20 protein-coding genes are annotated in these 21194 nt (G+C 52.7%); 19 read left to right on the forward strand and 1 reads right to left on the reverse strand.

Annotated features, from left to right (window positions below; genetic code table 11):
* The first annotated feature begins 14 nt into the window (after positions 1-14).
* The 16 genes from QZX60_RS00970 (at position 15) to QZX60_RS01045 (ending at position 15294) form a co-directional block, all read left to right on the forward strand.
* Positions 15-1523, forward strand: a complete 1509-nt coding sequence (locus tag QZX60_RS00970) for a Na+/H+ antiporter NhaC family protein (RefSeq protein ID WP_295360392.1) — start codon at positions 15-17, stop codon at positions 1521-1523.
* Positions 1520-2605: a PotD/PotF family extracellular solute-binding protein gene (locus QZX60_RS00975; protein ID WP_295360395.1), complete on the forward strand. Its 1086-nt coding sequence runs from the start codon at positions 1520-1522 to the stop codon at positions 2603-2605. The genes QZX60_RS00970 and QZX60_RS00975 overlap by 4 nt, the downstream gene beginning before the upstream one ends.
* Before the next feature lie 29 nt (positions 2606-2634).
* A complete protein-coding gene (locus tag QZX60_RS00980; RefSeq protein WP_295360397.1) occupies positions 2635-2976 on the forward strand; it encodes a P-II family nitrogen regulator in 342 nt (113 codons plus the stop codon).
* A 13-nt stretch (positions 2977-2989) separates the two neighbouring features.
* Entirely contained in the window at positions 2990-4138 is a 1149-nt protein-coding gene (locus tag QZX60_RS00985; RefSeq protein WP_295360398.1) for an ABC transporter ATP-binding protein, read from the forward strand.
* Positions 4113-4994, forward strand: coding sequence for an ABC transporter permease (locus QZX60_RS00990; RefSeq protein ID WP_295360400.1), 882 nt, complete (start codon positions 4113-4115; stop codon positions 4992-4994). Before QZX60_RS00985 ends, QZX60_RS00990 begins: the two co-directional genes overlap by 26 nt.
* A 23-nt stretch (positions 4995-5017) precedes the next feature.
* On the forward strand, positions 5018-5851 hold the full coding sequence (locus QZX60_RS00995) for an ABC transporter permease (RefSeq protein WP_295360403.1): 834 nt from the start codon (positions 5018-5020) through the stop codon (positions 5849-5851).
* Between the two features lie 230 nt (positions 5852-6081).
* On the forward strand, positions 6082-6549 hold the full coding sequence (tnpA, locus tag QZX60_RS01000) for an IS200/IS605 family transposase (protein ID WP_295360406.1): 468 nt from the start codon (positions 6082-6084) through the stop codon (positions 6547-6549).
* Between the two features lie 272 nt (positions 6550-6821).
* The gene (locus QZX60_RS01005; protein WP_295360408.1) at positions 6822-8390 is read left to right on the forward strand and encodes a sodium:alanine symporter family protein; all 1569 of its coding nucleotides are present in this window, start codon (positions 6822-6824) and stop codon (positions 8388-8390) included.
* 88 nt (positions 8391-8478) lie between these two features.
* Complete coding sequence (locus QZX60_RS01010) at positions 8479-9843, forward strand: NCS2 family permease (RefSeq protein ID WP_295360411.1); 1365 nt, start codon at positions 8479-8481, stop codon at positions 9841-9843.
* Between the two features lie 209 nt (positions 9844-10052).
* Positions 10053-11072 (forward strand): ketol-acid reductoisomerase, encoded by a 1020-nt coding sequence (ilvC, locus tag QZX60_RS01015; RefSeq protein WP_295360414.1) that lies wholly within the window; start codon positions 10053-10055, stop codon positions 11070-11072.
* Positions 11073-11307: 235 nt separating this feature from the next.
* Positions 11308-12558: an O-acetylhomoserine aminocarboxypropyltransferase/cysteine synthase family protein gene (locus tag QZX60_RS01020; protein ID WP_295360416.1), complete on the forward strand. Its 1251-nt coding sequence runs from the start codon at positions 11308-11310 to the stop codon at positions 12556-12558.
* An 88-nt stretch (positions 12559-12646) separates the two neighbouring features.
* Positions 12647-13516 (forward strand): 4Fe-4S binding protein, encoded by an 870-nt coding sequence (locus QZX60_RS01025; protein WP_295360418.1) that lies wholly within the window; start codon positions 12647-12649, stop codon positions 13514-13516.
* 21 nt (positions 13517-13537) lie between these two features.
* Positions 13538-13798: a sulfurtransferase TusA family protein gene (locus QZX60_RS01030; protein WP_295360421.1), complete on the forward strand. Its 261-nt coding sequence runs from the start codon at positions 13538-13540 to the stop codon at positions 13796-13798.
* Positions 13799-13816: 18 nt separating this feature from the next.
* On the forward strand, positions 13817-14023 hold the full coding sequence (gene thiS / locus QZX60_RS01035; RefSeq protein ID WP_295360423.1) for a sulfur carrier protein ThiS: 207 nt from the start codon (positions 13817-13819) through the stop codon (positions 14021-14023).
* Positions 14023-14844, forward strand: coding sequence for a HesA/MoeB/ThiF family protein (locus tag QZX60_RS01040; protein ID WP_295360425.1), 822 nt, complete (start codon positions 14023-14025; stop codon positions 14842-14844). Before thiS ends, QZX60_RS01040 begins: the two co-directional genes overlap by 1 nt.
* 24 nt (positions 14845-14868) lie before the next feature.
* Complete coding sequence (locus QZX60_RS01045) at positions 14869-15294, forward strand: M67 family metallopeptidase (protein WP_295360427.1); 426 nt, start codon at positions 14869-14871, stop codon at positions 15292-15294.
* Positions 15295-15506: 212 nt separating this feature from the next.
* Here the strand turns inward: QZX60_RS01045 and QZX60_RS01050 are convergent, their stop codons facing one another.
* Positions 15507-17630 (reverse strand): glutamine synthetase III, encoded by a 2124-nt coding sequence (locus QZX60_RS01050; RefSeq protein WP_295360429.1) that lies wholly within the window; start codon positions 17628-17630, stop codon positions 15507-15509.
* Between the two features lie 490 nt (positions 17631-18120).
* Here QZX60_RS01050 and QZX60_RS01055 point away from each other — a divergent pair, with 490 nt between their 5' ends.
* Genes QZX60_RS01055 through QZX60_RS01065 form a run of 3 tightly spaced genes read left to right on the forward strand, consistent with a single transcriptional unit; the run spans position 18121 to position 21192 of the window.
* A complete protein-coding gene (locus tag QZX60_RS01055; RefSeq protein WP_295360431.1) occupies positions 18121-19224 on the forward strand; it encodes a glutamine amidotransferase family protein in 1104 nt (367 codons plus the stop codon).
* Positions 19224-20729, forward strand: a complete 1506-nt coding sequence (locus QZX60_RS01060) for a glutamate synthase-related protein (RefSeq protein ID WP_295360432.1) — start codon at positions 19224-19226, stop codon at positions 20727-20729. The genes QZX60_RS01055 and QZX60_RS01060 overlap by 1 nt, the downstream gene beginning before the upstream one ends.
* Before the next feature lie 16 nt (positions 20730-20745).
* On the forward strand, positions 20746-21192 hold the full coding sequence (locus QZX60_RS01065) for a 4Fe-4S dicluster domain-containing protein (RefSeq protein WP_295360435.1): 447 nt from the start codon (positions 20746-20748) through the stop codon (positions 21190-21192).
* Positions 21193-21194: the final 2 nt, after the last annotated feature.

Raw genomic sequence — 21194 nt, forward strand, 5'->3', positions numbered from 1 at the left:
GAAAGGATAAAATTATGGAGACTGCCAATATCTTCAAGCGCATCGGGTATTACATGAACCCGAAACACATCGATAAAAAGATGGTCAAGCTCTGGACGTTCTGGATCATCCTCAACGTCGTGCTGTGGCTGATCCCGCAGTCGGTGACCAAGGGATCGATTCTGATTTTCGTGCCGCTGGCCGGGCTGTTCGTTTACGCGCTGACGACGAAGGACGTCATGAGCTCTCTGCTGATGGGGACGCTGTCGATGTACATTCTGTGGTACAAAGGCGGATTTTTAAACGGCTTTATGAAAGACACGCTGACCAGTCTCGCCGATCAGGAAAACATCGAAATGTACATGTCGTTCTTCCTCTGCGGCGGCATCATCATTGCGATGAAGCGCAGCGGCGCGACCAACGCCTTTACGAAGTTTATTACCGGCCATTTCGGCAAGAACGAAAAGGCGATTCTCGCAACTTCCGGGATTTACGCTGGGGCCACCTCGATTGACGACTACGTCTCGGCGCTGACCGCCGGTGCGGCCTTCTCGCCGCTCATCGACGCGATTCAAAAGCCGCGGCTTGCGCTGGCCTACGTCATCCGAACGTTGAGCATTAACGTGTCCGAGCTGCTGCCCGTCGGGGCGTGGGGGTATTTCGTCGTCTACCAGATTGCGGCGGCGAAAAACGTGCCCAACCGCGCGGCTGCGACGCATATTTTCATTCAGACCATTCCGTACATGTTCTACGCGATCGTCGCCTGCGTCATCGCCATGCTCTTCGCAGTGGGCATCGTGCCGAAAATCGGCAAAATGAAGGAAGCCTACCGCATGCTCGAAGAAGACGGCGTCCAAATGGGCGCGCTGACCGACGGCTCCGAAGCGGAAGAAGAAGACTACGATCCGGACAATCCGCGGACCAAGCACTGCTCAGTCCTCAATTTGGTCCTGCCGATCGTCTGCATCGTCGTCGCGCTGATCGCCAGCGGCCTCGACTGCTTTGTCGCGTTCATGGTCGCGACGGTGTTCACCGGTATTCTCTACGTCTGCCAGGGCCTGTTCACGATTCAGGAATACGTCCAATGCATCGTCGACGGCTTCATCGATATGTGCGACATGGTCATTATCCTGATGATCGGCTACATCATGCAGAACGTCATGTACAGCATGGGGATGGAAGCCTTCGTGCATTCCGTGCTCGGCGGCATTCCGGTCGTCAATCTGATTCCGTTTATCCTGTTCGTGTTCTTCTCACTGACGGAATACCTCTACAGCCTGAACTACACGCTGTATCAAATTGCCATCCCGGTGTTGATGGTCGTGCTCACGAAAATCGGCGCCAACGTGCCGCTGTGCCTGGGCGCTTTGATCTCCGCCGGTCTTTTCGGCGCCAACGCCTGTGTCGTCTCTGACCTCGGCGTCATTTCCGCGAGAGCCTGCCGCGTCAAGATTTACGAACAGTACGAAACGTCACTGCCCTATTTCCTTATCGCCGATGCGATTTCGGCCGTGCTCTACTTGATCGCAGGATTTGTCCTATGATTTTAAAAAGAAATTTAGCCAGAGCCGCTGCGATTTTGACAGCAGCGGCTTTAGCTTTGATGTGTCTGTCCGGCTGCGGACAGTCGAAAAAATCAAACAAGGAACTCAATATCATTGTCTGGGACGGGACCTGGTCCGAAGAAATGTTCCAGGATTTTGAAAAGGAAACGGGCATCACGGTGAACATCAGCTACGTCGACAACACCGATACGCTGATGTCCAAGCTGATCCAAGGCAACGCCGATTACGATTTGATCGATTTGGAAGGGGCTTACGTCAAGCCCTTCGTTCAGCACGACCTGTTGGCGAAGATCGATCAGAGCAAGATCACGAACACCAAGTACATTGTGGACGATTATAAGAAAACTGGCCCGATTGGGGACAAGAATCTCGAATATACCGTGCCAGATATGGCGCCGAGCTACACCTCTGTGATTGTCAATAAGAAAACCTGTCCGATTAAAATCACTCGGTTCAGCGATTTAGCCAATCCGAAGTTAAAAGATCAGCTGGCTATGGTTAACGCGACCAACTCCCTTTACGGGGCGGCCCTTCAGGATCTGGGGTATTCCGCGGCTTCGACAGACGAGTCTCAGATTGCCGAGGCGAATGCGCTGCTCAGAAAGATCAAGAAAAACGTCAAGGCCTTTGTCGGCGAGAGCGCCGTGTCACAGCTCGAAAGCGGCGAGTGTTCGGTGGCCTTCTGCTGGGACTATCCGACCCTTTGCGGGGACAGCGACACCAACTGGGATAAGTTCGAGGAAATTCCGCTGAAGGGCGGCAACGAATACTGCATGCAGTACTGGGCGGTTCCGAAGGCTTCGACCCATAAGAAAGAAGCGCAGCAGCTGATCAATTTTATTCTCAGACCGAAGGAATTGGCCAAATGCTACAAGGAATACTATGCGGTGCCCCTTGAAAAGAAGTCGGCCATCGCGAAGAATCTGCCAAAAAATTATTACAAGAATCCGTCGATCAAGAGCTCCCAGCGGCTGCTTCACAATTCGTGGAACGTTTCCGTCGACGAAAAACAAATCGCGTTGATGGACAGCTATTACACGAAGCTGATGGGCGAAAAGTAGTCCAGAAAAATTAAAAAAGGAATGAAACCATGAAAAAAATTGATGTAATCACACGGCCTGAAAAACTCGTTGCTTTGAAGAAAATCTTCATGACCCACAACTGCCAGGGCATGACGGTCAGCTCAGTGATGGGCTGCGGCAGACAGCGGGGCTATCTGCCGGAAATGAATTTTGTCGGGGACGATATTAATCTTTTGCCGAAAATCGAAGTGTTTGTCGTCACCGAAGACGAGCTGGTTGAAGAAATTCTCGCAGACATTCAGACGGCCATCGGTACCGGCACCAACGGGGACGGCAAGGTTTTTGTGACCGATGTGGTCGATGCGATGCGGATCAGAACCAACGAACGCGGGGAGGACGCCATCAAGTAATGGAGGCCAGACGATGAATGAAAAACAGCCAATCGTGCAATTGGTCGACGTTCAAAAATTCTACGGCGACAATCACGTTGTGAAAAACTGCAACCTGGATATCATGCCGGGAGAATTTCTCACCCTGCTTGGGCCGTCGGGCTGCGGCAAAACCACGACGCTGCGCATGATTTCGGGGTTTGAAAAGCCGACCTACGGGGAAGTGCGCCTGGGCGGACAGAACGTCGACCAGATCCCGCCGTTTAAACGCAACGTCAATACCGTGTTTCAGAATTACGCGCTGTTCCCGAATATGAATGTGGCCGACAACGTGGCCTACGGCTTAAAGGTGCGGAAACGCCCGAAAAGTGAAATCAAAAAGCGGGTGACGGAAATGCTCAAGCTGGTTCAGCTGGAGGGCTTCGAAAAGCGGAAAATCGCGCAGATGTCCGGCGGTCAGAAACAGCGCGTGGCCATCGCTCGGGCCTTAATCAATGAGCCGAAGGTCCTGCTCCTCGACGAGCCGCTGGGCGCTTTGGACCGCAAGCTGCGCAAGCAGATGCAGATCGAGCTCAAGCAGCTCCAGAAAAAACTGGGCATCACCTTCGTCTTCGTGACTCACGATCAGGAAGAAGCCCTGACGATGAGCGACCGCATCGCCGTCATCAACGAGGGAGAAATTCAGCAGCTGGACACGCCGCAGAAAATATACGATGAACCGGCCACCCGCTTCGTCGCGGATTTCATCGGCGAGTCCAATATCATCGACGCGGTCGCGATGGGAGAGGACGGCGATTTCCTCAAAGTTGGCACCGAAAACGGGCAGGCCATCAGTTTGATGGCGGATTCGAATATCCAGACTGGCGACGCGGTTTCGGTCGCAGTGCGTCCGCAGAATATGCAGTTTTCGCTGGAACCAGTCGATCATTTTTCAATCAAAGGGGTGGTCAGCGACCATATTTTTATGGGCCATATGATCAAAATGATCGTGAAGCTCAACGACGGCTCCACGGTTCGCATTAACCGATTTGGAGAAGATGAACTGGCGCCGGTCGGACAGGTCATTAATTTGTACTGGGAACCGGGAAAATCCCGGACTTTCCGCAACAAATCCTGGTTTAAAACCAATTCGGTTGTGGATTTACAGGAGGCAGTCGATGAAGCCAACGCCACACACTTCTGAGAAAAAATCGCTGAAGGACCGCCTGTCGGCGATCGTACTCTGTGGACCGATGACGGCGTGGTCCCTTTTGTTTATCGTGGTGCCCATTGTGATCCTCGCCGTTATGAGCTTTATGACCAAGGGCGCCCTCGGCGTGATTGTGCCGAAGTTTACGCTTGCCAACTACAAAGCCCTCGGCGATAAGGTTTATCTCAACGTGATTGTGCAGTCGCTGATTATCGCGGGCTGGACCACCGGGCTGACTATATTGCTGGGCTACCCCTTTGCGACGGCCATGGCGCGGATGCGTGCCCGGACATCGGGGGTTATGATGGTCCTTTTGATGATTCCGATGTGGGTCAGCGGATTGGTCATCATTTACAGCTTCGTCATCCTCCTCAATCATTCGGGAATCATCAACACGATGCTCATGCACCTCGGCCTCATCCACACGCCAAAATCGATGCTGTACACCAATTTCTCAGTCATCTGCGGGATGCTGTACATGTTTCTGCCCTTCGCGGTGCTGCCGATGTACTCGTCGATTGAAAAGCTGGATTACAATCTCGTCGAGGCGTCCCAGGATCTGGGTGCGAGCCCGGTGCGCACCTTTTTCAAGGTGACGCTGCCGCTGACCTCGCCGGGGATTTTTGCCGCGGTGATTCTGACTTTTATCCCCTGTGTCGGGTACTACATGGTCACCGACATGCTCGGCGGCGGCACAAGCATGCTGATCGGGAACCTCATCAACAGGCAATTCACCATTGCGCGCAACTGGCCTTTCGGGGCAGCGCTGTCGATGGTCCTCGCGGTCGTGATCTTCGCCATGGTCGCCATCTACACCAAACTCGGCGGCGACCTTGACGATTTCGGATGAGCGGATTAAGGAAGGAGAAAAATGTGAAGAAACGGGAAAGCCGGCGGGCCAGCGACGTGTTCTTGAAAATTGTCGTCGCAGTCGTGATGATTTTCGTATACGCGCCAGTCGCGGTGATGGTGGTGTATTCTTTCAACAACAGCCGGGCAAACATGATTTGGCTGGGCTTTACGACGCAGTATTACAAGCAGCTGTTCCAAGATCAATACCTCTGGTCGATTTTCGGCACGACCTTGATCATCGCGGCGATTGCCACCGCCATCGGCACGGTTGTCGGCACCCTCGGTGCCGTTGGATTCAGAAAACACCAGTTTTTTGGCAAGGAGCTGATTCACTACTCGATGTATTTCCCGATCGTCATTCCGGAAATCGTCTTGGGGGTTGCGCTCTTGTTATTCTTCGACCGGATGGGCATCGCCCTCGGCATGCCGACGATCATCATCGGGAACGCGACCTTGATTCTGCCCTACGTCTACATTACGGTCAACGCCAGACTGGTGGGGATGGACCCGTCCATCGAGGAGGCATCCTACGATTTGGGAGCCGACCGCGGCTATACCTTTTTCCACGTGATTCTGCCGGCCATTATGCCCGGGGTGCTTTCCGGCGCGTTCATGTCATTCTCGTTGGTGCTCGACGAGCTTATCGTGACCAGTTTTCTGGCCAGCGCTCGGATTACGACACTGCCGATTAAGGTCTACTCGATGGTCAAAAAGGGCGTGACGCCGGAAATTAACGCCCTCTCGACGATCATTCTTTTCGTCTGTCTGGGCTGCGTGGCGGCTTGGCTGATCGTCGGCGGCATCAAAGAGAAAAGGGAACGCGAGGCGAGAGAAAAGGCACTGAACGTCGATTAAAGTTAAAAAGTTTTTAGTTTGATAGACAGCGAAACGGGAAGGAATCCGCTTCGCTGTTTTTTTATTGTTTAGCTTTAGCGAAGGATTCGACGAGAGAAACGAGGAGAATCAAAGAACCACCGGCTAGGCCGGTGAGTTTACTAAAGCTTCAGCTTCAAGCAAAAAACCTCCTATGCTAAAATGATGCCGGTTCGCCAACCGCAACATTTCATAAAGGAGGTTAAATCATTATGAAAAATGATAAAGATAGTTTAGCACATACAAAATGGAATTGTAAGTATCATATAGTGTTTGCACCGAAATATAGACGAAGAGTAATCTATGGAAAAATAAAAAGAGATATAGGAAAGATTCTCAGGCTGTTATGCCAAAGAAAAGGAATAGAAATAATAGAAGCAGAATGTTGTCCAGATCACATCCATATGTTAGTTCACATACCACCAAAATATTCAGTATCGCAGATAGTCGGATATTTAAAAGGGAAAAGTGCGTTGATGATCTTTGATAAATATGCGAATCTGAAATATAAATATGGAAATAGGCATTTCTGGTGTCGCGGATACTATGTGGATACAGTTGGAAAGAATACAAAGAAAATAGCAGAGTATATACGGACACAATTGGAAGAGGATATAGCAGAGGATCAAATAAATATAAAAGAATATATAGATCCATTTAGTGGGAAGAAAATAAAGTAACCCTTTAGGGTTAGTCGGAAAAGAGTTACAGAAGAAAGAAGTGGAGCGGAAAGCGAACTATTTCGAACATCTTAAGATGTTGGTCGGTAACAGGCCCTTATAGGGCTAACACAAACCACCGGCTGAGCCGGTGGTTATGATTATCAAAAATATCGAAAAATCGAACAAATGGCTGCTAATGTTCGGAAACGCACAAATGCGTCAAATTGATTCTGTTCAAAAAGGGATCAATCCGCTATTTTAGTAAAATCACAAGAAGAAGGAGCGGAAGTTTGCACTACCTCAAACAAGTTCAAGCCCTCGACAGTCTGCTTTGGGGCTTGCCTTTTATGATTTTTATTATCGCCATTGGCGGGTATTTCTTCGTTCGAAGCAAAGGCTTCACGATCGCCCATCTGCCTTATATTTTGAAAAACACCCTGGGCCGTTCGATTCGGAAAAAAGGGCAGGATGAAGGCAGTGGCCGGCACATTTCGTCCTTTGAGGCGGCCTGCATCGCCATCGGCGGGACGGTCGGCAACGGCAACATTGCCGGCGTGGCCACCGCGATTGCAACCGGCGGTCCGGGCGCGGTGTTTTGGATCTGGGTCTGGGCTTTTTTCGGCATGATCGTCAAATGCGTCGAAACCTCCCTCAGCTGCTATTATCGGAGTCGAAACGATAAAGGCGAATTTTACGGCGGCACGACGTATTTCCTCGAAAAAGGGCTGGTGAAAAAGCGGGGACATCGTTCCGGCTGGATTCTGGCCTTTTTATTCGGAATCGGCTTTATCCTGCAGTTTTTAGGCGGCTCTCAAGCCTATTCCATCGCCGAATCCTTGAACACCTGCTTCGGGATGAACATGATCGTCTTCACGTTAATCTATTCGGCGCTGCTCTTTTATATCATTTATAGAGGGGTGCCGCGCATCGCGAAATTTGCTTCCCGGGCGGTTCCCTTTATGTGCGTCGCCTATCTGCTGGGCGGCGTCGGCATCATCGCGCTGAACATCGGCCGAGTGCCTGCGGTTTTTGCGTTGATTTTCAAGTCGGCTTTTACACCGACTGCCGCGAGCGGCGGATTTGTCGGCGCGTCGGTCGCGATTACCGTCCGGACGGGCCTGGCGCGCTCCATCAATTCCAACGAAGCGGGGCAGGGGTCCTCGCCGCTGATCCACGGCTCGGCCGATACGCCTCATCCGGTCGCGCAGGGGATCTGGGGGTCGGCAGAGGTTTTCGTCGACACGATGATCATCTGTACCGTGACCGCCCTTTCGGTGCTCTGCTCAGGGGTCTGGAATTCGGGAGCGATGGGCGCGAGTCTGGCGATTGCCGCATTTAGACAGAGCTACGGCCAAATCGGTGTCGTCTTTATCGGCGTCATGATGTTTTTCTTCGGGCTGACCACGACTTCTGGCTGGTTTTCGTACTATCTGTCGATTATTCAGCACTTTATGCGGCGCTGGCCTAAGGCGCGGGATCGGGTCATCAGTGTCTTCCGCTTTTTGTTCCCGCTGCCCAATATTGTGATCGTCTCGTCGATTGTGCTGACGGGCAACGGCCCCGATCTGTTCTGGGCTATTGTGGACATCACGCTGGCGATTCCAGTTTTCGCCAATCTGCTTTCGATCTTCTTGCTGCGCCGCGATTTTTGGACGCTTTTGAAGGATTTCAAGGCCCGGTATATGGGGATCGGCCAGATCGAAGCGGGCTTCGCGCCCTTTTACGACACGCCGCCGATGCCGGGAGATCAGGCCTATCCGGAGTATCACAGCCATCTTAAAATCAAAAAGCCGGCTGAAAAAAAACACCGCGAAGCCGTGCCCCTTTATCGTCAGAGAGAAATCTTCAATAAGGCTTGAATTTTCCAGATTGTTCTGATAACCTTAATACTGTCTTAATGGTTTTATATTTATGTACAACAGAGCAATCTGTGGAAAGGAATCATCAATGAAAGAAAAACTGGCAAAATGGTTTCATTTCGACGAGTACGGCACGAACTTGAGGACTGAAGTCACGGCAGGGTTCACGACGTTTATGGGTATGGCTTATATCCTCGCGGTGAACCCGTCACTGTTGGCCGCAACAGGGATGGACAAGGGCGCGGTTTTCACGGCGACGGCTATTTCCTCTGCGGTCGCGACGCTGATCATGGCGCTGTTGACCAATTACCCCTTCGCCCTGGCACCGGGCATGGGGCTCAACGCGTATTTCGCCTACACGGTCTGCATCAAAATGGGCTATAGCTGGCAGGTCGCCCTGGCCGCGGTCTTCGTCGAAGGGATCATCTTCATCGTGCTGAGCTTGACCAACGTCCGCGAAGCGATATTCAATTCGATCCCCAAGAGTCTGAGACTTTCGATTTCTGCTGGGATCGGGCTTTTTGTCGCATTGGTCGGGTTGAAGGGCGCCAACATCGTTGTCAACGATGACTCGACGCTGGTCACCATGTTCAAGTGGAGCACCGCGACGAACGCGACCCTCGGTCTGACGGTTGCGCTGGCGCTGATTGGAACGATCTTCACGGGCATTTTGCTGATCAAAGGGGTGCGCGGCAGCGTACTGCTCGGCATTCTTGGAACTTGGATCGCCGGTATTATCTGTGAGCTGCTGGGGTTCTACGTACCGGCACCGAAGCTCGGGCTGTACTCACTGATCCCGGATTTCTCACACGGCATCAGCGTCGCATCGATGGCGCCGACGTTTATGAAAATGCAGCTGCCGAAGACCTTCTCCTTTGACTTCCTCACCGTCATCTTCGCTTTCCTGTTCGTCGATTTGTTCGACACGCTGGGAACGCTGACCGGCTGTGCGGTCAAGGCTGGCTATATCGACGAAAACGGAAAATTGCCGCGCATCCAGGGAGCGCTTCTCGCTGACGCCATCGGCACCACGATCGGGGCCTGCTTCGGGACTTCGACGGTGACGACTTTCGTCGAAAGCTCCCTCGGAATTTCCGAAGGCGGCCGCTCTGGTCTGCCGGGCATCATTGTCGCCCTATTATTTTTAGTCGCGTTGTTCTTCTCGCCGATCTTCCTGGCGATTCCGTCCTTCGCGACGGCGCCGGCTTTGATCATCGTCGGTTTCTTGATGATCCAGAACGTCGTCCAGATTGACTTCTTCGATCCGACCGAAGGCATCCCGGCATTCCTCTGCCTGGCCTTCATGCCGCTGACCTACAGCATCTCCGAAGGGATCGGCATCGGTTTTATTTCCTACACTGTGATCAACCTCTTGGTTGGCAAGAGAGATAAGGTTTCGATTACGATGATCATCGTTTCGATTCTCTTTATCCTTAAATACATTTTTATCTAAATGTGTACAAAAGGGCCGGTTGGTTAGCCGGCTCTTTTTTGTGCAATAGCAGTGAAAATTTGTAATTGTATACAAAAATAAAACAATACAAAAGCCCTTGACAAGGGGAACCATTGTCATTAGAATGATAAGTGTTTTCAATCAGTGTATTGAGTGCGAAACAAAAATCGTATACAATATGCAAATTAGATTTAAAGGAGAATCATAAAATGGCTGAAGCAAGAATGTTTTATGAACAAGATTGTGATCTGTCACTGCTCAAAGGCAAAAAGATCGCAGTTATCGGTTACGGTTCACAGGGCCATGCCCATGCAAAGAACCTGAAAGATTCAGGCTGCGATGTCATCGTTGGTTTGTACGAAGGCAGCAAATCCTGGAAAAAAGCAGAAGATGAAGGCTTCGAAGTATTCACCTCTGCAGAAGCAGCAAAACAGGCTGATATCATCATGATCCTGATCAACGATGAAAAGCAAGCTGATCTTTACAAAGAAAGCATTGCACCGAACCTGGAAGCAGGGAACATGCTGATGTTTGCCCATGGCTTCAACATTCACTTTGGCACGATCGTTCCGCCGGAAGATGTCGACGTCACCATGATCGCACCGAAGGCTCCTGGCCATACTGTTAGAAGCGAATTTGTCGCTGGCAAAGGTACACCGTGCCTGGTCGCTGTTGAACAGGACGCAACCGGCAAAGCTCTGGATCTGGCACTGGCTTATGGTGCTGGCCTCGGCGCTGCAAGAGCTGGGATCCTCGAAACGACCTTCAAGACTGAAACAGAAACTGACCTCTTCGGCGAACAGGCTGTTCTCTGCGGCGGCGTTGTCGCTTTGATGCAGGCAGGTTTCGATACCCTCTGCGAAGCTGGCTACGACCCGAGAAATGCTTACTTCGAAGCCATTCACGAAATGAAACTGATCGTCGACTTGATCTATCAGTCAGGCTTCAAGGGCATGCGCTACTCCATTTCCAACACCGCTGAATACGGCGACTACATTTCTGGTCCGAAGATCGTCACCGAACAGACCAGACAGGCGATGCGCGACATCCTGAAAGACATCCAGGACGGCACCTTCGCGAAAGACTTCCTGCTTGAAATGAGCGCTGGCAACCAGGTTCACTTCCAGGCAATGCGTAAGAAAGCATTGAATCATCCTTCAGAAAAGGTTGGCGAAGAAATCCGCAAACTCTACAGCTGGAGCGACGACGACAAACTGATCAACAACTAATTGATCCTTTCAGTCGAAATCACCTCTGTCGATTTGAATTTTTCAATCGGCAGAGGTTTTTTATTGCGCGGATTTGCGGTGAGGCTGGTTATAAATTTTTTTTATAATGACACATTAAGAAATACTAGAACCGCTAGAATTGACAGAAACCGCAGAAAAGCTTACAATCAATACATATTAAAAATAGTAATTAAATAAGTAATAAATGATTTTGATCAGAAAAGGAGTGGCCGGTATGAAAAATGAACAAACAACCCCATCGTTGACGGCGTATGTGCACCCGAGAAACCAGACAGATATGATGGGCGCGTCCATGATGCCGGTTTACCAAACCTCCGCGTTTTCCCATTCGACGGCGGCAGAGCTGGAACAGATCTTCAAAAATCAAAAGCCCGGCTACGCCTACAGCCGCGTGGGCAACCCAACAGTCAACGCCTTTGAAAACCAAATAGCCAGACTGGAAGGCGGTTTGTCGGCCACAGCCTGCGCGTCTGGCTCTGCAGCCATCGCCTGCTGTTTTTTGACCTTGCTGAAAAGCGGCGACAGCATTGTCGCGCCGGCCGGGCTTTACGGCGGCACACTGAACTGGCTGAAAGAGCTGGAAGCCTTTGGAATTACGACGCGGCTCGTCGAGGATTTTTCGGCGGAGAACGTCGCGGCGGCGATCGACGCCACCACGCGATTCGTCTTTACGGAAATCATCTCCAATCCGAAGCTCGAGGTCGTAGACGTCGCGGCGCTGGCGGAAACGGCCCACGAGGCAGACATTCCGCTGATCGTCGACGCGACGGCGGTGACACCTTCGCTGATGCGGCCCATCGCCTTCGGGGCGGACATCGTGATCCATTCGTCGTCGAAATACATCAACGGCAACGGCACCGCCATTTCCGGCGTCATTGTCGACGGCGGCCGGTTCCCCTGGAGAAAATCGGGGAAATTCGACGAGGTGCTGCCCTGTAAAAGGTTCGGCCCCGCGGCTTTCACCGCGAAGCTGAGAAACAGCACCTGGCAGAATATCGGTGCTTGTCTCGCCCCGGTGCACGCTTGGCTGAATTTAAGCGGCCTTGAAACGCTGCCTCTCAGGATGAAGCAGATCTGCAGCAATGCTAAGGCGCTGGCGGCTTTTCTCGAAACCAGCGAAGCGGTGCAGGCAGTCAATTATCCGGGACTTGCGTCAAGCCCGTGGCACAGCCGAACCGCCCAATTTGCAGGCGGTCAGGCGGGAGGCATCCTGACGATCCGCGTTGGCTCTAAAGCGCGGGCCTTCGATTTGATCGATCACCTGAAACTGGCCCTCAATCTGCCGAATATCGGCGATACGAAGACCTTGGTCCTGCATCCGGCCTCGACGATTTTCATCCACTCTGACACAGCCACCCAAGAGGCGGCGGGCGTTTTCGAGGATACGGTCCGCGTGTCCGTCGGCTTAGAAGAGGCTGACGACATCATCGAGGATTTTAAACAGGCACTGGACACGTTAAAATAACGTTTTGGAAAAGACGGATGAGACAAAAAGCACTATCATTGTGATAATGGTAATTTTGTATCATCAGCACACAAAGAAGGAGAATAAAATGGCAGTAGATTATGCGGCCTTGAAGGCCGGTGGATTTATGCGGCAGAAACAGAAAAGCACCTTTTCGCTGAGACTTCGCTGTGTCGGCGGAACGATTACGACGGAACAGCTGGTCGCGATCAAAAAGGTTGCGGATCAATACGGACACGGGTACGTGCATTTGACGGCCCGCCAGGGGATTGAAATCCCGTTTATCAAGCTTGAAGACATCGACGCGGTCAAGGCAGCTTTGGCTGAAGGCGGTGTCGAACCTGGGGTATGCGGCCCCCGCGTGCGCACGGTGACCGCCTGCCAGGGCGGGCGCTGCTGCCCCTCCGGCTGTATCGACGCGCTGGACATCGCCCAGAAGCTCGACGCCCGTTATTTCGGCAGAGAACTGCCGTGTAAATTCAAGTTCGGCGTTACGGGCTGTATTAACAACTGCCTGAAGATGGAAGAAAATGACTTCGGCGTCAAGGGCGCCTACGACGTCAGCTACGACGAAAACCAATGTATCGACTGCGGCGTCTGTGCGAAGGTCTGCCGAGAAGAGGCCATTACCTTTGAAGACGGCAAGTTGATTTTCGACGCGGACAAATGCAGCCACTGCGGCCGATGCGTCAAGTCCTGCCCGACCGGCGCCTGGGAAGGCAAGAGCGCGTTCCGCGTCTTTATCGGCGGGACTTTTGGCAACCACATCATCAGCGGCAAAGAGCTGACGCCGTTAATTAAGGACGAAGCGACGCTGATGCGGGTAGCGGACGCGACCATCGATTATTTTGACACCCATTCGAACAAGGGCGAACGCTTCGGCAGAACCCTCGAACGCCTCGGTACCGACGAACTCCAGCAGATTCTGGCAGACGCGGTCGCCGGCGCAGAAGCTTAAGCACAAGATTTGGAGGCAGACATGGCAGACATCGATATCAATCAGATTGAAAACCGCGCGGACATCACCGACGTAGTTTGTCCGGTGACTTTTGTAAAAGCTAAGGTGGCTCTCGAAGAGCTGGATCCCGGGGAACTCATCGCCATTCACATGAACGACGGCGAACCGGTTCAGAACGTGCCGAGAAGCATTAAAGAAGAAGGCCATCAGATATTAAAGCTCATCGACAATGAAGACGGCACCTACGATTTGATCGTGCGCCGCGGTGAAGACGACGCGTAAGACAAAAGGAGAAACAACATGAAAATCACAGTATCAGGCGAAGCAGCAACGGTTAAGGACGGCATCACAGTCGCCGAACTCATCGAAGAACGGGACGTCGAAAATCCCCAGTACGTCACCGTGACGGTCAACGACGATTTCATCAATTCCGGCGATTTCGCCGAAAAGACCCTCGCTGACGGGGACAACGTCGAATTTCTGTACTTTATGGGAGGCGGACGTTAATGGCATTTACAAACGATCAGCTTGAGCGCTATTCGCGCCACATTATTTTGAAGGAGATCGGTGTCAAGGGCCAGAAGCGGCTGATGAACGGCTCCGTGCTCATCGTCGGCGCCGGCGGTCTCGGCTCACCGGTTGCCGTGTACCTGGCGGCGGCAGGGGTCGGCAAAATTGGCATCGTCGACGCGGACAACGTCGATTTGTCTAATCTGCAGCGCCAGATCATCCACACCACAGCCGACGTCGGCAAGCCCAAGGTTGAATCCGCCGCGGAAACGATGCGGGCCATTAACCCGGACGTTGAAGTCAAAACCTATCACGAATATCTGTACTCCGGCAACGTGATGGACATCGTGAAGGATTACGATTTCGTCATCGACGGAACGGACAATTTCCCGGCGAAATTTTTGATCAACGACGCCTGCGTGCTGACGAAGACGGCCTTCTGCCACGCCGGGGTTATCCGTTTCCAGGGCCAGCTGATGACCTACGTGCCCGGGGAAGGGCCGTGTTACCGCTGTGTCTTCAAAGATCCGCCACCAAAGGGCGCAGTGCCAACCTGCCGCGAAGCCGGCGTCATCGGCGCAATGGTCGGCGTCATCGGCAGCCTTCAGGCGATGGAAGCGGTGAAGTACTTAACCGGGGCGGGCGAACTGCTCACAGGCTCTCTGCTCACCTACGACGCGTTGACGAATAAATTCAGAAAGGTTAAGCTGCCGCGGGATCCGGACTGTGCGGTGTGCTCCGATCATCCGACGATCACAAAGCCCATCGATTACGAACAGGCGGCCTGCGATTTCGACCCGAAGAATCCGCTGAATTAACGGCGTATAGAGGGAGATGACGATATGGCTGAACAATACACGATCAAGCTCACGAAAGCGCAGTTTGAAGCGATGACCGCTCACGCAAAGGCTTGTCTGCCCGAAGAAGCCTGCGGCCTTTTGGGCGGCACCATCGACGGCAAAGTGAAGACCGTCACGCACGTCTACAACGTCGAAAACATCGACCACACCAACGAGCATTTTTCGATGGCCCCAAAGGATCAGCTGGCGGCAGTCAAGCAGATGCGCGCGGCAGGGGAAGTGCCCCTCGGCAACTGGCATTCTCATCCGGAAACGCCGTCTCGTCCTTCAGACGAGGACAAGCGTCTGGCCTACGACTCCAAGGCCAGCTACCTGATTCTCTCATTGATGGACGCCGATCAGCCGGTGCTGCACAGCTTTCACGTCGAAGGCGACCAGGCCGATAGAGAGACGCTGATCGTCGAATAAAGACGTGTGTTCATATAAATAATAAAGCAATTAAGCTCTGATTACGATCAGGGCTTTTTTATTTTGCGATCTATTCACGCAAAAACATACAAAACAATAAAAAAGACCGGCAGCGTTCGCCGGTCTTTTGTACGTTGTCTATGACTTATAGGTTAAATAGGAGAATGGATAAAATAGACTGTTTTGTTGGGGTTAGTTAAATGACGTGTGCTTTAGACGTAGAACAGCAGATCTTCGTAGATCGGATACGGCCAGTATTCCTTGCCGACGATCGTTTCGAGTTCGTCTGCGGTGGCGCGCAGGGTGTTCATCGCGCCGATGACGTCTGCGCAGTAGCTGTTGGCCTGTTCCTGAGCGTCTTCGATGGCCGCAGCCTTTTCTGTGACGACGTCGAGCGCGTCGGTTTCAGCGAGGAGGTCTTTAGCCAGAGCGGCAATCTTTTCGACCATGACCGCTTCGACGGAATCTTTGGTTTCAATACCAACAGCGGCTTTCTGTGAAAGCACGGTGGTCAAATCCTTTTCGCAGTCCATGACAGCCGGCAGGATTTCGTGGCGGGCCATGGAGAGCATGGTTTTCGCTTCGATATTGATCGTCTTGGAGTATTCTTCCAAGTGGATTTCCTGACGGGCTTTCATTTCTTCGTCGGTGTAGATGTTGTTCTTGGACATGACTTCGACATTCTTCGGCATGCAGTATTCTGCAAAGGCTTCCGGTGTCGTTCTCAGGTTCGGGAGGCCGCGTTTTTCGGCTTCTTCGACCCATTCATCTGTGTAGTTGTTGCCGTTGAAGATGACGCGTTTGTGCGCTTCCAGACGGCCTTTCAGGAATTCGCGGCAGTCCGCTTCGAAGTTGTCGCTGCCTTCGAGGGCGTCAGCGTATTCACGCAGCACTTCTGCGACGATGGTGTTCAGCGCGATGTTCGGGCCGGCGATGGACTGGTTGGAGCCCAGCATACGGAATTCGAACTTGTTGCCGGTGAAAGCAAATGGAGAGGTACGGTTGCGGTCGGTCGCGTCTGTGGTGAAGGTCGGTGTCGCGTTGATACCGAGGTCCATCGTGCGTTCCTTCGCCTGTCCGCTGGATTTGCCAGTGAGGAGTTCGTTGAGCACATCGGCCAGCTGGTCGCCGACAAAGATGGAGATGATTGCTGGCGGCGCTTCGTTGGCACCTAAACGGTGGTCGTTGCCGGCAGAAGCGACAGTGGATCTCAGCAGTTCCGGATAACGGTCGACCGCTTCGATGACGGCAATGAGGAAGGTCAGGAACTGGAGGTTGTTGGCTGGATCGTCGCCCGGGTCGAGGAGGTTGACGCCGGTATCGGTGGCGATGGACCAGTTATCGTGTTTACCAGAACCGTTGATGCCTTCAAACGGTTTTTCATGGATGAGGCAGTGGAGATCGTATTTGGGGGCGATGCGTCTTAATGTTTCCATGATCAGGTGGTTGTTATCGGTTGCCTGGTTCGCGGATGAGAACACCGGCGCTAATTCGTGCTGGCACGGGGCGACTTCGTTGTGGCGGGTCTTGCTTGGCACACCCAGTGACCACAATTCTTTGTCGACGTCGCGCATGAAGTGGCGGACACGGCCGCGGATGCGTCCAAAGTAATGATCTTCCATTTCCTGCCCTTTAGGTGCCATCGCACCGAACAGGGTACGGCCAGTCAGGATCAAGTCCTTTCTCTTGGCATACATGTCTTTGTCGACCAGGAAATATTCCTGTTCTGCCCCGACAGAAGAGGTGACCTTGTGCACGTCATCGGCTGTGCCGAAGAGCTTCAGCACACGGATGGCTTCGGTGGACAGGACTTTCATGGATCTCAGCAGTGGGGTCTTTTTGTCCAGAATTTCTCCGGAATAGGAGATGAAGGATGTCGGGATGTAAAGGGTTGTGCCCTTGACGAAAGCGAATGAAGTCGGGTCCCATGCAGTGTAGCCGCGGGCTTCAAAGGTTGCGCGCAGACCGCCGGACGGGAAGGATGAGGCGTCAGGTTCGCCCTTGACGAGTTCCTTGCCGGAAAATTCCATGATGACGCTGCCTTCGCCGGTCGGGCTGATAAAAGCGTCGTGTTTTTCAGCGGTTGCACCGGTCATCGGCTGGAACCAGTGGGTGAAGTGGGTGGCACCCAGTTCCATAGCCCAGTCTTTCATCGCGTTGGCGACGACTTCGGCATCTTCACGGCCGAGGGGTTCGTCGTATTTAATCGTCCGCATGACGCTTTTGTAGATATGCTTCGGCAAGCGCTTGCGCATGACTGCGACGTTAAAAACCTTGGAACCGAACAGATCGACGACGCTGTCTTTCTGATCTTTCTTTTCTAACATTTCAGACATGATATCCTCCTTATTAAACAACTAAACAACCAGATACAAAAAAGGGGCATCGAAAATAGCATCGCTATTTTCAGACGCCCTTGTCTGTGTTTGTTATAAATTTTATATATACATGATACACGAATCCCTATTTTTTGTCAATGTGATTTTTAATAAAATTACAAAGGGAAACGAGTGGAAAAGCCGTCAAACAACGGAGACAGATCGGCAGACACGCAGCCCTGCGCGGGACGGGGGGTGTATAGCGGCTTGATATTGAGGTATATATTATAGAAGAGAACCGATAAAACGTGACAACCCACTGCCTTTCTTGTTAAATTTATAAAAACGCCTTGTATTTTAAAGTGGAATGTGATTTAATAGGGATACTATAATATTGTATACATGAGAGCAAGGGCGTTCTACACAGGTCATTTTCAATGGGTTTTCCCCATTGAGATGGCTTGTTCGTGGACGCCCTTTTTATGTGACGATTAAGAAGGAGAATAGGATGTTAAAGAAAGAAGGAGAAATACGAATCCCGTCGGGTTGTGCGATTTCCGGTATCATTGACCGGACAGGCCGCCAGAGCATCAACGGCCAGACGATCGTTGATTCCATTGCCGTTATGCACGATCGGTCCAATGGATTGGGCGGCGGATTTGCCGGCTACGGCATCTATCCGGATTACGCGGATTCCTACGCGTTTCACGTCTTTTACGACGATTTGAAGGCGCGTCAGGAAACAGAACGTTATCTCGACCGCTACTTCGACGTGGTCAACATGAGCCGAATCCCGGTCCGCCCGAACCGCAACGTCGTCGACGCACCGCTCATCTGGCGCTACTTTGTCAATCCGCTGTTCAACCGGATTCAGGAGGATGAAGGGGAAATCGACGAAAAGAAATTCATCGTCGAAACCGTCTTCTACGTCAACACGTACATTGACGGCGCGTACATCTTCTCTTCCGGGAAGAACATGGGCATTTTCAAGGGCGTCGGCTTCCCGGAAGACATCGGGGATTTCTACAAGCTGGAAGATTACGACGGCTACTGCTGGACGGCTCACGGCCGTTATCCGACGAACACCCCGGGCTGGTGGGGCGGCTGCCATCCCTTTGCGCTGCTCGATCACTCCATCGTTCACAACGGGGAAATTTCGTCCTACGACGCGAACCGCCGCTACATCGAAATGTTCGACTACAAATGCAACCTGCTCACCGATACGGAAGTCATCACCTACATCATCGACTACCTGAAGCGGAAGAAAGGATTTGATTACGAAGACATCGCGAAAATCATTGCCGCACCGTTCTGGGAAGAAATCGATCATATGAGCGAAAAAGAAGCGCGGAAAATGAAGCTGCTCAGAAACACTTACTCGAGTCTTTTGATTACCGGGCCGTTCTCGATCATCTGCGGATTCGATCACGGCCTGATGGCCCTCAATGACCGCCTGAAGCTGCGTTCAATGGTGGCTGGAGAAAAGGACGACATCGTTTATATCGCCAGTGAAGAAGCGGCAATCCGCCGCATCTGCCCGGATATCGACGGCATTTGGGCGCCGCGGGGCGGCGAACCGATCATTGTTCACGCGAGCAAGGAGGCAATGTAATGGGAATTCAATACTTATATCCGGAATTTGAAGTGCACCGCAATTTCGATCGGTGCATCAAATGCCGCGTCTGCGAACGACAGTGCTCAGAACAGGTGCACTTTTACGACGAAGAAGACGACATCATGCGGGCGGACGAATCCAAATGTGTCGACTGCCAGCGCTGCGTCACCATGTGTCCGACGCGTGCTCTCAAAATTGTAAAAACGGAAAACACTTTCCGCCCGAACGAAAATTGGCATCAGAATACCATCGAAGAAATTTACCGTCAGGCGACCACCGGCGGCGCCCTGCTGTCGAGTATGGGCAATCCGAAGGATTACCCGTCCTATTGGGACCGGATTCTTCTCAACGCCAGCCAGGTTACGAACCCGTCCATCGACCCGCTGCGCGAACCGATGGAAACGAAGGTTTTCCTCGGCAAGAAACCTCACGATCTCGAGTTCGATTCCCACGGCGAGCTGATTTCCAAGCTGCCGCCGCAAATCGAGCTGGAAGTGCCGGTCATGTTCTCGGCCATGTCCTTCGGAGCCATTTCCGAAAACGCGCACAAATCATTGGCCCGGGCAGCCACAGCCTGCGGCACCTGCTACAACACCGGTGAAGGCGGGCTCAACAAATCTTTGTACCCCTACGGACCGAACACGATCGTTCAGGTCGCGTCTGGCCGTTTCGGTGTCCACGAAGATTACCTGAAGGCCGGCTGCGCCATCGAAATTAAAATGGGCCAGGGGGCCAAGCCGGGGATCGGCGGCCACCTGCCGGGACGCAAAATTGGGCCGAAGGTTGCGGAAACCCGAATGATTCCGGAAGGCTCTGACGCGATTTCACCGGCACCGCACCACGATATTTATTCAATTGAAGACCTGCGTCAGCTGGTCTACTCGCTCAAGGAAGCGACGAATTACGAAAAACCAGTCATCGTCAAGATCGCCGCGGTCCACAACGTGGCGGCCATCGCCTCCGGGATCGCCCGCTCCGGCGCAGACATCATCGCGATTGACGGCTTCCGCGGCGGGACTGGCGCTGCGCCGACCCGCATCCGCGACAACGTCGGGATTCCAATCGAGCTGGCTCTGGCATCAGTCGACCAGCGGCTGCGCGACGAAAAAATCAGAAACGACATTTCGATTGTCGTCGGCGGGAGTATCCGCTCGTCCGCTGACGTGGTCAAGGCCATCGCCCTCGGCGCCGACGCCTGCTACATCGGGACAGCTGCGCTGATCGCGCTGGGCTGCCACCTGTGCAGACAGTGCTCAAGAGGTCTGTGCAACTGGGGCATCGCGACACAGAGAGAAGACCTCTGCCGCCGCTTGAACCCGGATATCGGGACCGAACACCTGATCAACCTGCTCACAGCCTGGAACAACGAAATTAAAGAAATGATGGGCGGCATGGGGATCAACTCCATCGAAGCCCTGAGAGGCAACCGCCTGATGCTCCGCGGCGTCGGCATGACGGAAAAAGAATTGGAAATCCTCGGCATCAAGCACGCTGGAGAATAAAAAAGGGGGAGCAACATTGAAACGAGTTTATGTCAATGAAGAATGGTGCCTCGGCTGCCATTTGTGTGAATTCAACTGCGGCTTCGCCAACTCCGGCGAATCGAGCATGATCAAAGCCTATCATCGGGAACAGAAACCGCTGTCCCGCATCCGCGTAGAAGACGGCGAGCTGAACGGCGAACCCATCCATTTCGCGGTGAACTGCCGTCACTGCGAAGAACCCTACTGCGTCAAGGGCTGCATTACCGGCGCCCTGTCTGTCGAAGACGGTGTCGTCAAAATCGATCAGGACCAGTGCATCGGCTGCCGGACCTGTATCGCGATGTGCCCCTACGGCTGTCTGGTGCTGTCTCACAACCACACGATGCTGAAATGCGAATTGTGTCTGGAAAATAGCTGCGGCGAACCGGCCTGCGTTGCCGGCTGCCCGAACAGAGCCATTGTTTACGAAGAAAGGGGCTGAGA

Origin of the sequence: uncultured Pseudoramibacter sp. (assembly GCF_903789625.1) — a bacterium.
Lineage (GTDB): Bacteria > Bacillota > Clostridia > Eubacteriales > Eubacteriaceae > Pseudoramibacter > Pseudoramibacter fermentans.

Excerpts from the sequence above, each read along its gene's own strand:
- QZX60_RS00980 (WP_295360397.1), top strand. The coding sequence starts at position 2,635 with ATGAAAAAAATTGATGTAATCACACGGCCTGAAAAACTCGTTGCTTTG.
- QZX60_RS01010 (WP_295360411.1), top strand. The coding sequence starts at position 8,479 with ATGAAAGAAAAACTGGCAAAATGGTTTCATTTCGACGAGTACGGCACG.
- QZX60_RS01030 (WP_295360421.1), top strand. The coding sequence starts at position 13,538 with ATGGCAGACATCGATATCAATCAGATTGAAAACCGCGCGGACATCACC.
- QZX60_RS01020 (WP_295360416.1), top strand. The coding sequence starts at position 11,308 with ATGAAAAATGAACAAACAACCCCATCGTTGACGGCGTATGTGCACCCG.
- tnpA (WP_295360406.1), top strand. The coding sequence starts at position 6,082 with ATGAAAAATGATAAAGATAGTTTAGCACATACAAAATGGAATTGTAAG.
- QZX60_RS01060 (WP_295360432.1), top strand. The coding sequence starts at position 19,224 with ATGGGAATTCAATACTTATATCCGGAATTTGAAGTGCACCGCAATTTC.
- QZX60_RS00990 (WP_295360400.1), top strand. The coding sequence starts at position 4,113 with ATGAAGCCAACGCCACACACTTCTGAGAAAAAATCGCTGAAGGACCGC.
- QZX60_RS01045 (WP_295360427.1), top strand. The coding sequence starts at position 14,869 with ATGGCTGAACAATACACGATCAAGCTCACGAAAGCGCAGTTTGAAGCG.
- QZX60_RS01040 (WP_295360425.1), top strand. The coding sequence starts at position 14,023 with ATGGCATTTACAAACGATCAGCTTGAGCGCTATTCGCGCCACATTATT.
- thiS (WP_295360423.1), top strand. The coding sequence starts at position 13,817 with ATGAAAATCACAGTATCAGGCGAAGCAGCAACGGTTAAGGACGGCATC.
- QZX60_RS00985 (WP_295360398.1), top strand. The coding sequence starts at position 2,990 with ATGAATGAAAAACAGCCAATCGTGCAATTGGTCGACGTTCAAAAATTC.
- QZX60_RS01025 (WP_295360418.1), top strand. The coding sequence starts at position 12,647 with ATGGCAGTAGATTATGCGGCCTTGAAGGCCGGTGGATTTATGCGGCAG.
- QZX60_RS00970 (WP_295360392.1), top strand. The coding sequence starts at position 15 with ATGGAGACTGCCAATATCTTCAAGCGCATCGGGTATTACATGAACCCG.
- QZX60_RS01050 (WP_295360429.1), bottom strand. The coding sequence starts at position 17,630 with ATGTCTGAAATGTTAGAAAAGAAAGATCAGAAAGACAGCGTCGTCGAT.
- ilvC (WP_295360414.1), top strand. The coding sequence starts at position 10,053 with ATGGCTGAAGCAAGAATGTTTTATGAACAAGATTGTGATCTGTCACTG.
- QZX60_RS01055 (WP_295360431.1), top strand. The coding sequence starts at position 18,121 with ATGTTAAAGAAAGAAGGAGAAATACGAATCCCGTCGGGTTGTGCGATT.
- QZX60_RS00975 (WP_295360395.1), top strand. The coding sequence starts at position 1,520 with ATGATTTTAAAAAGAAATTTAGCCAGAGCCGCTGCGATTTTGACAGCA.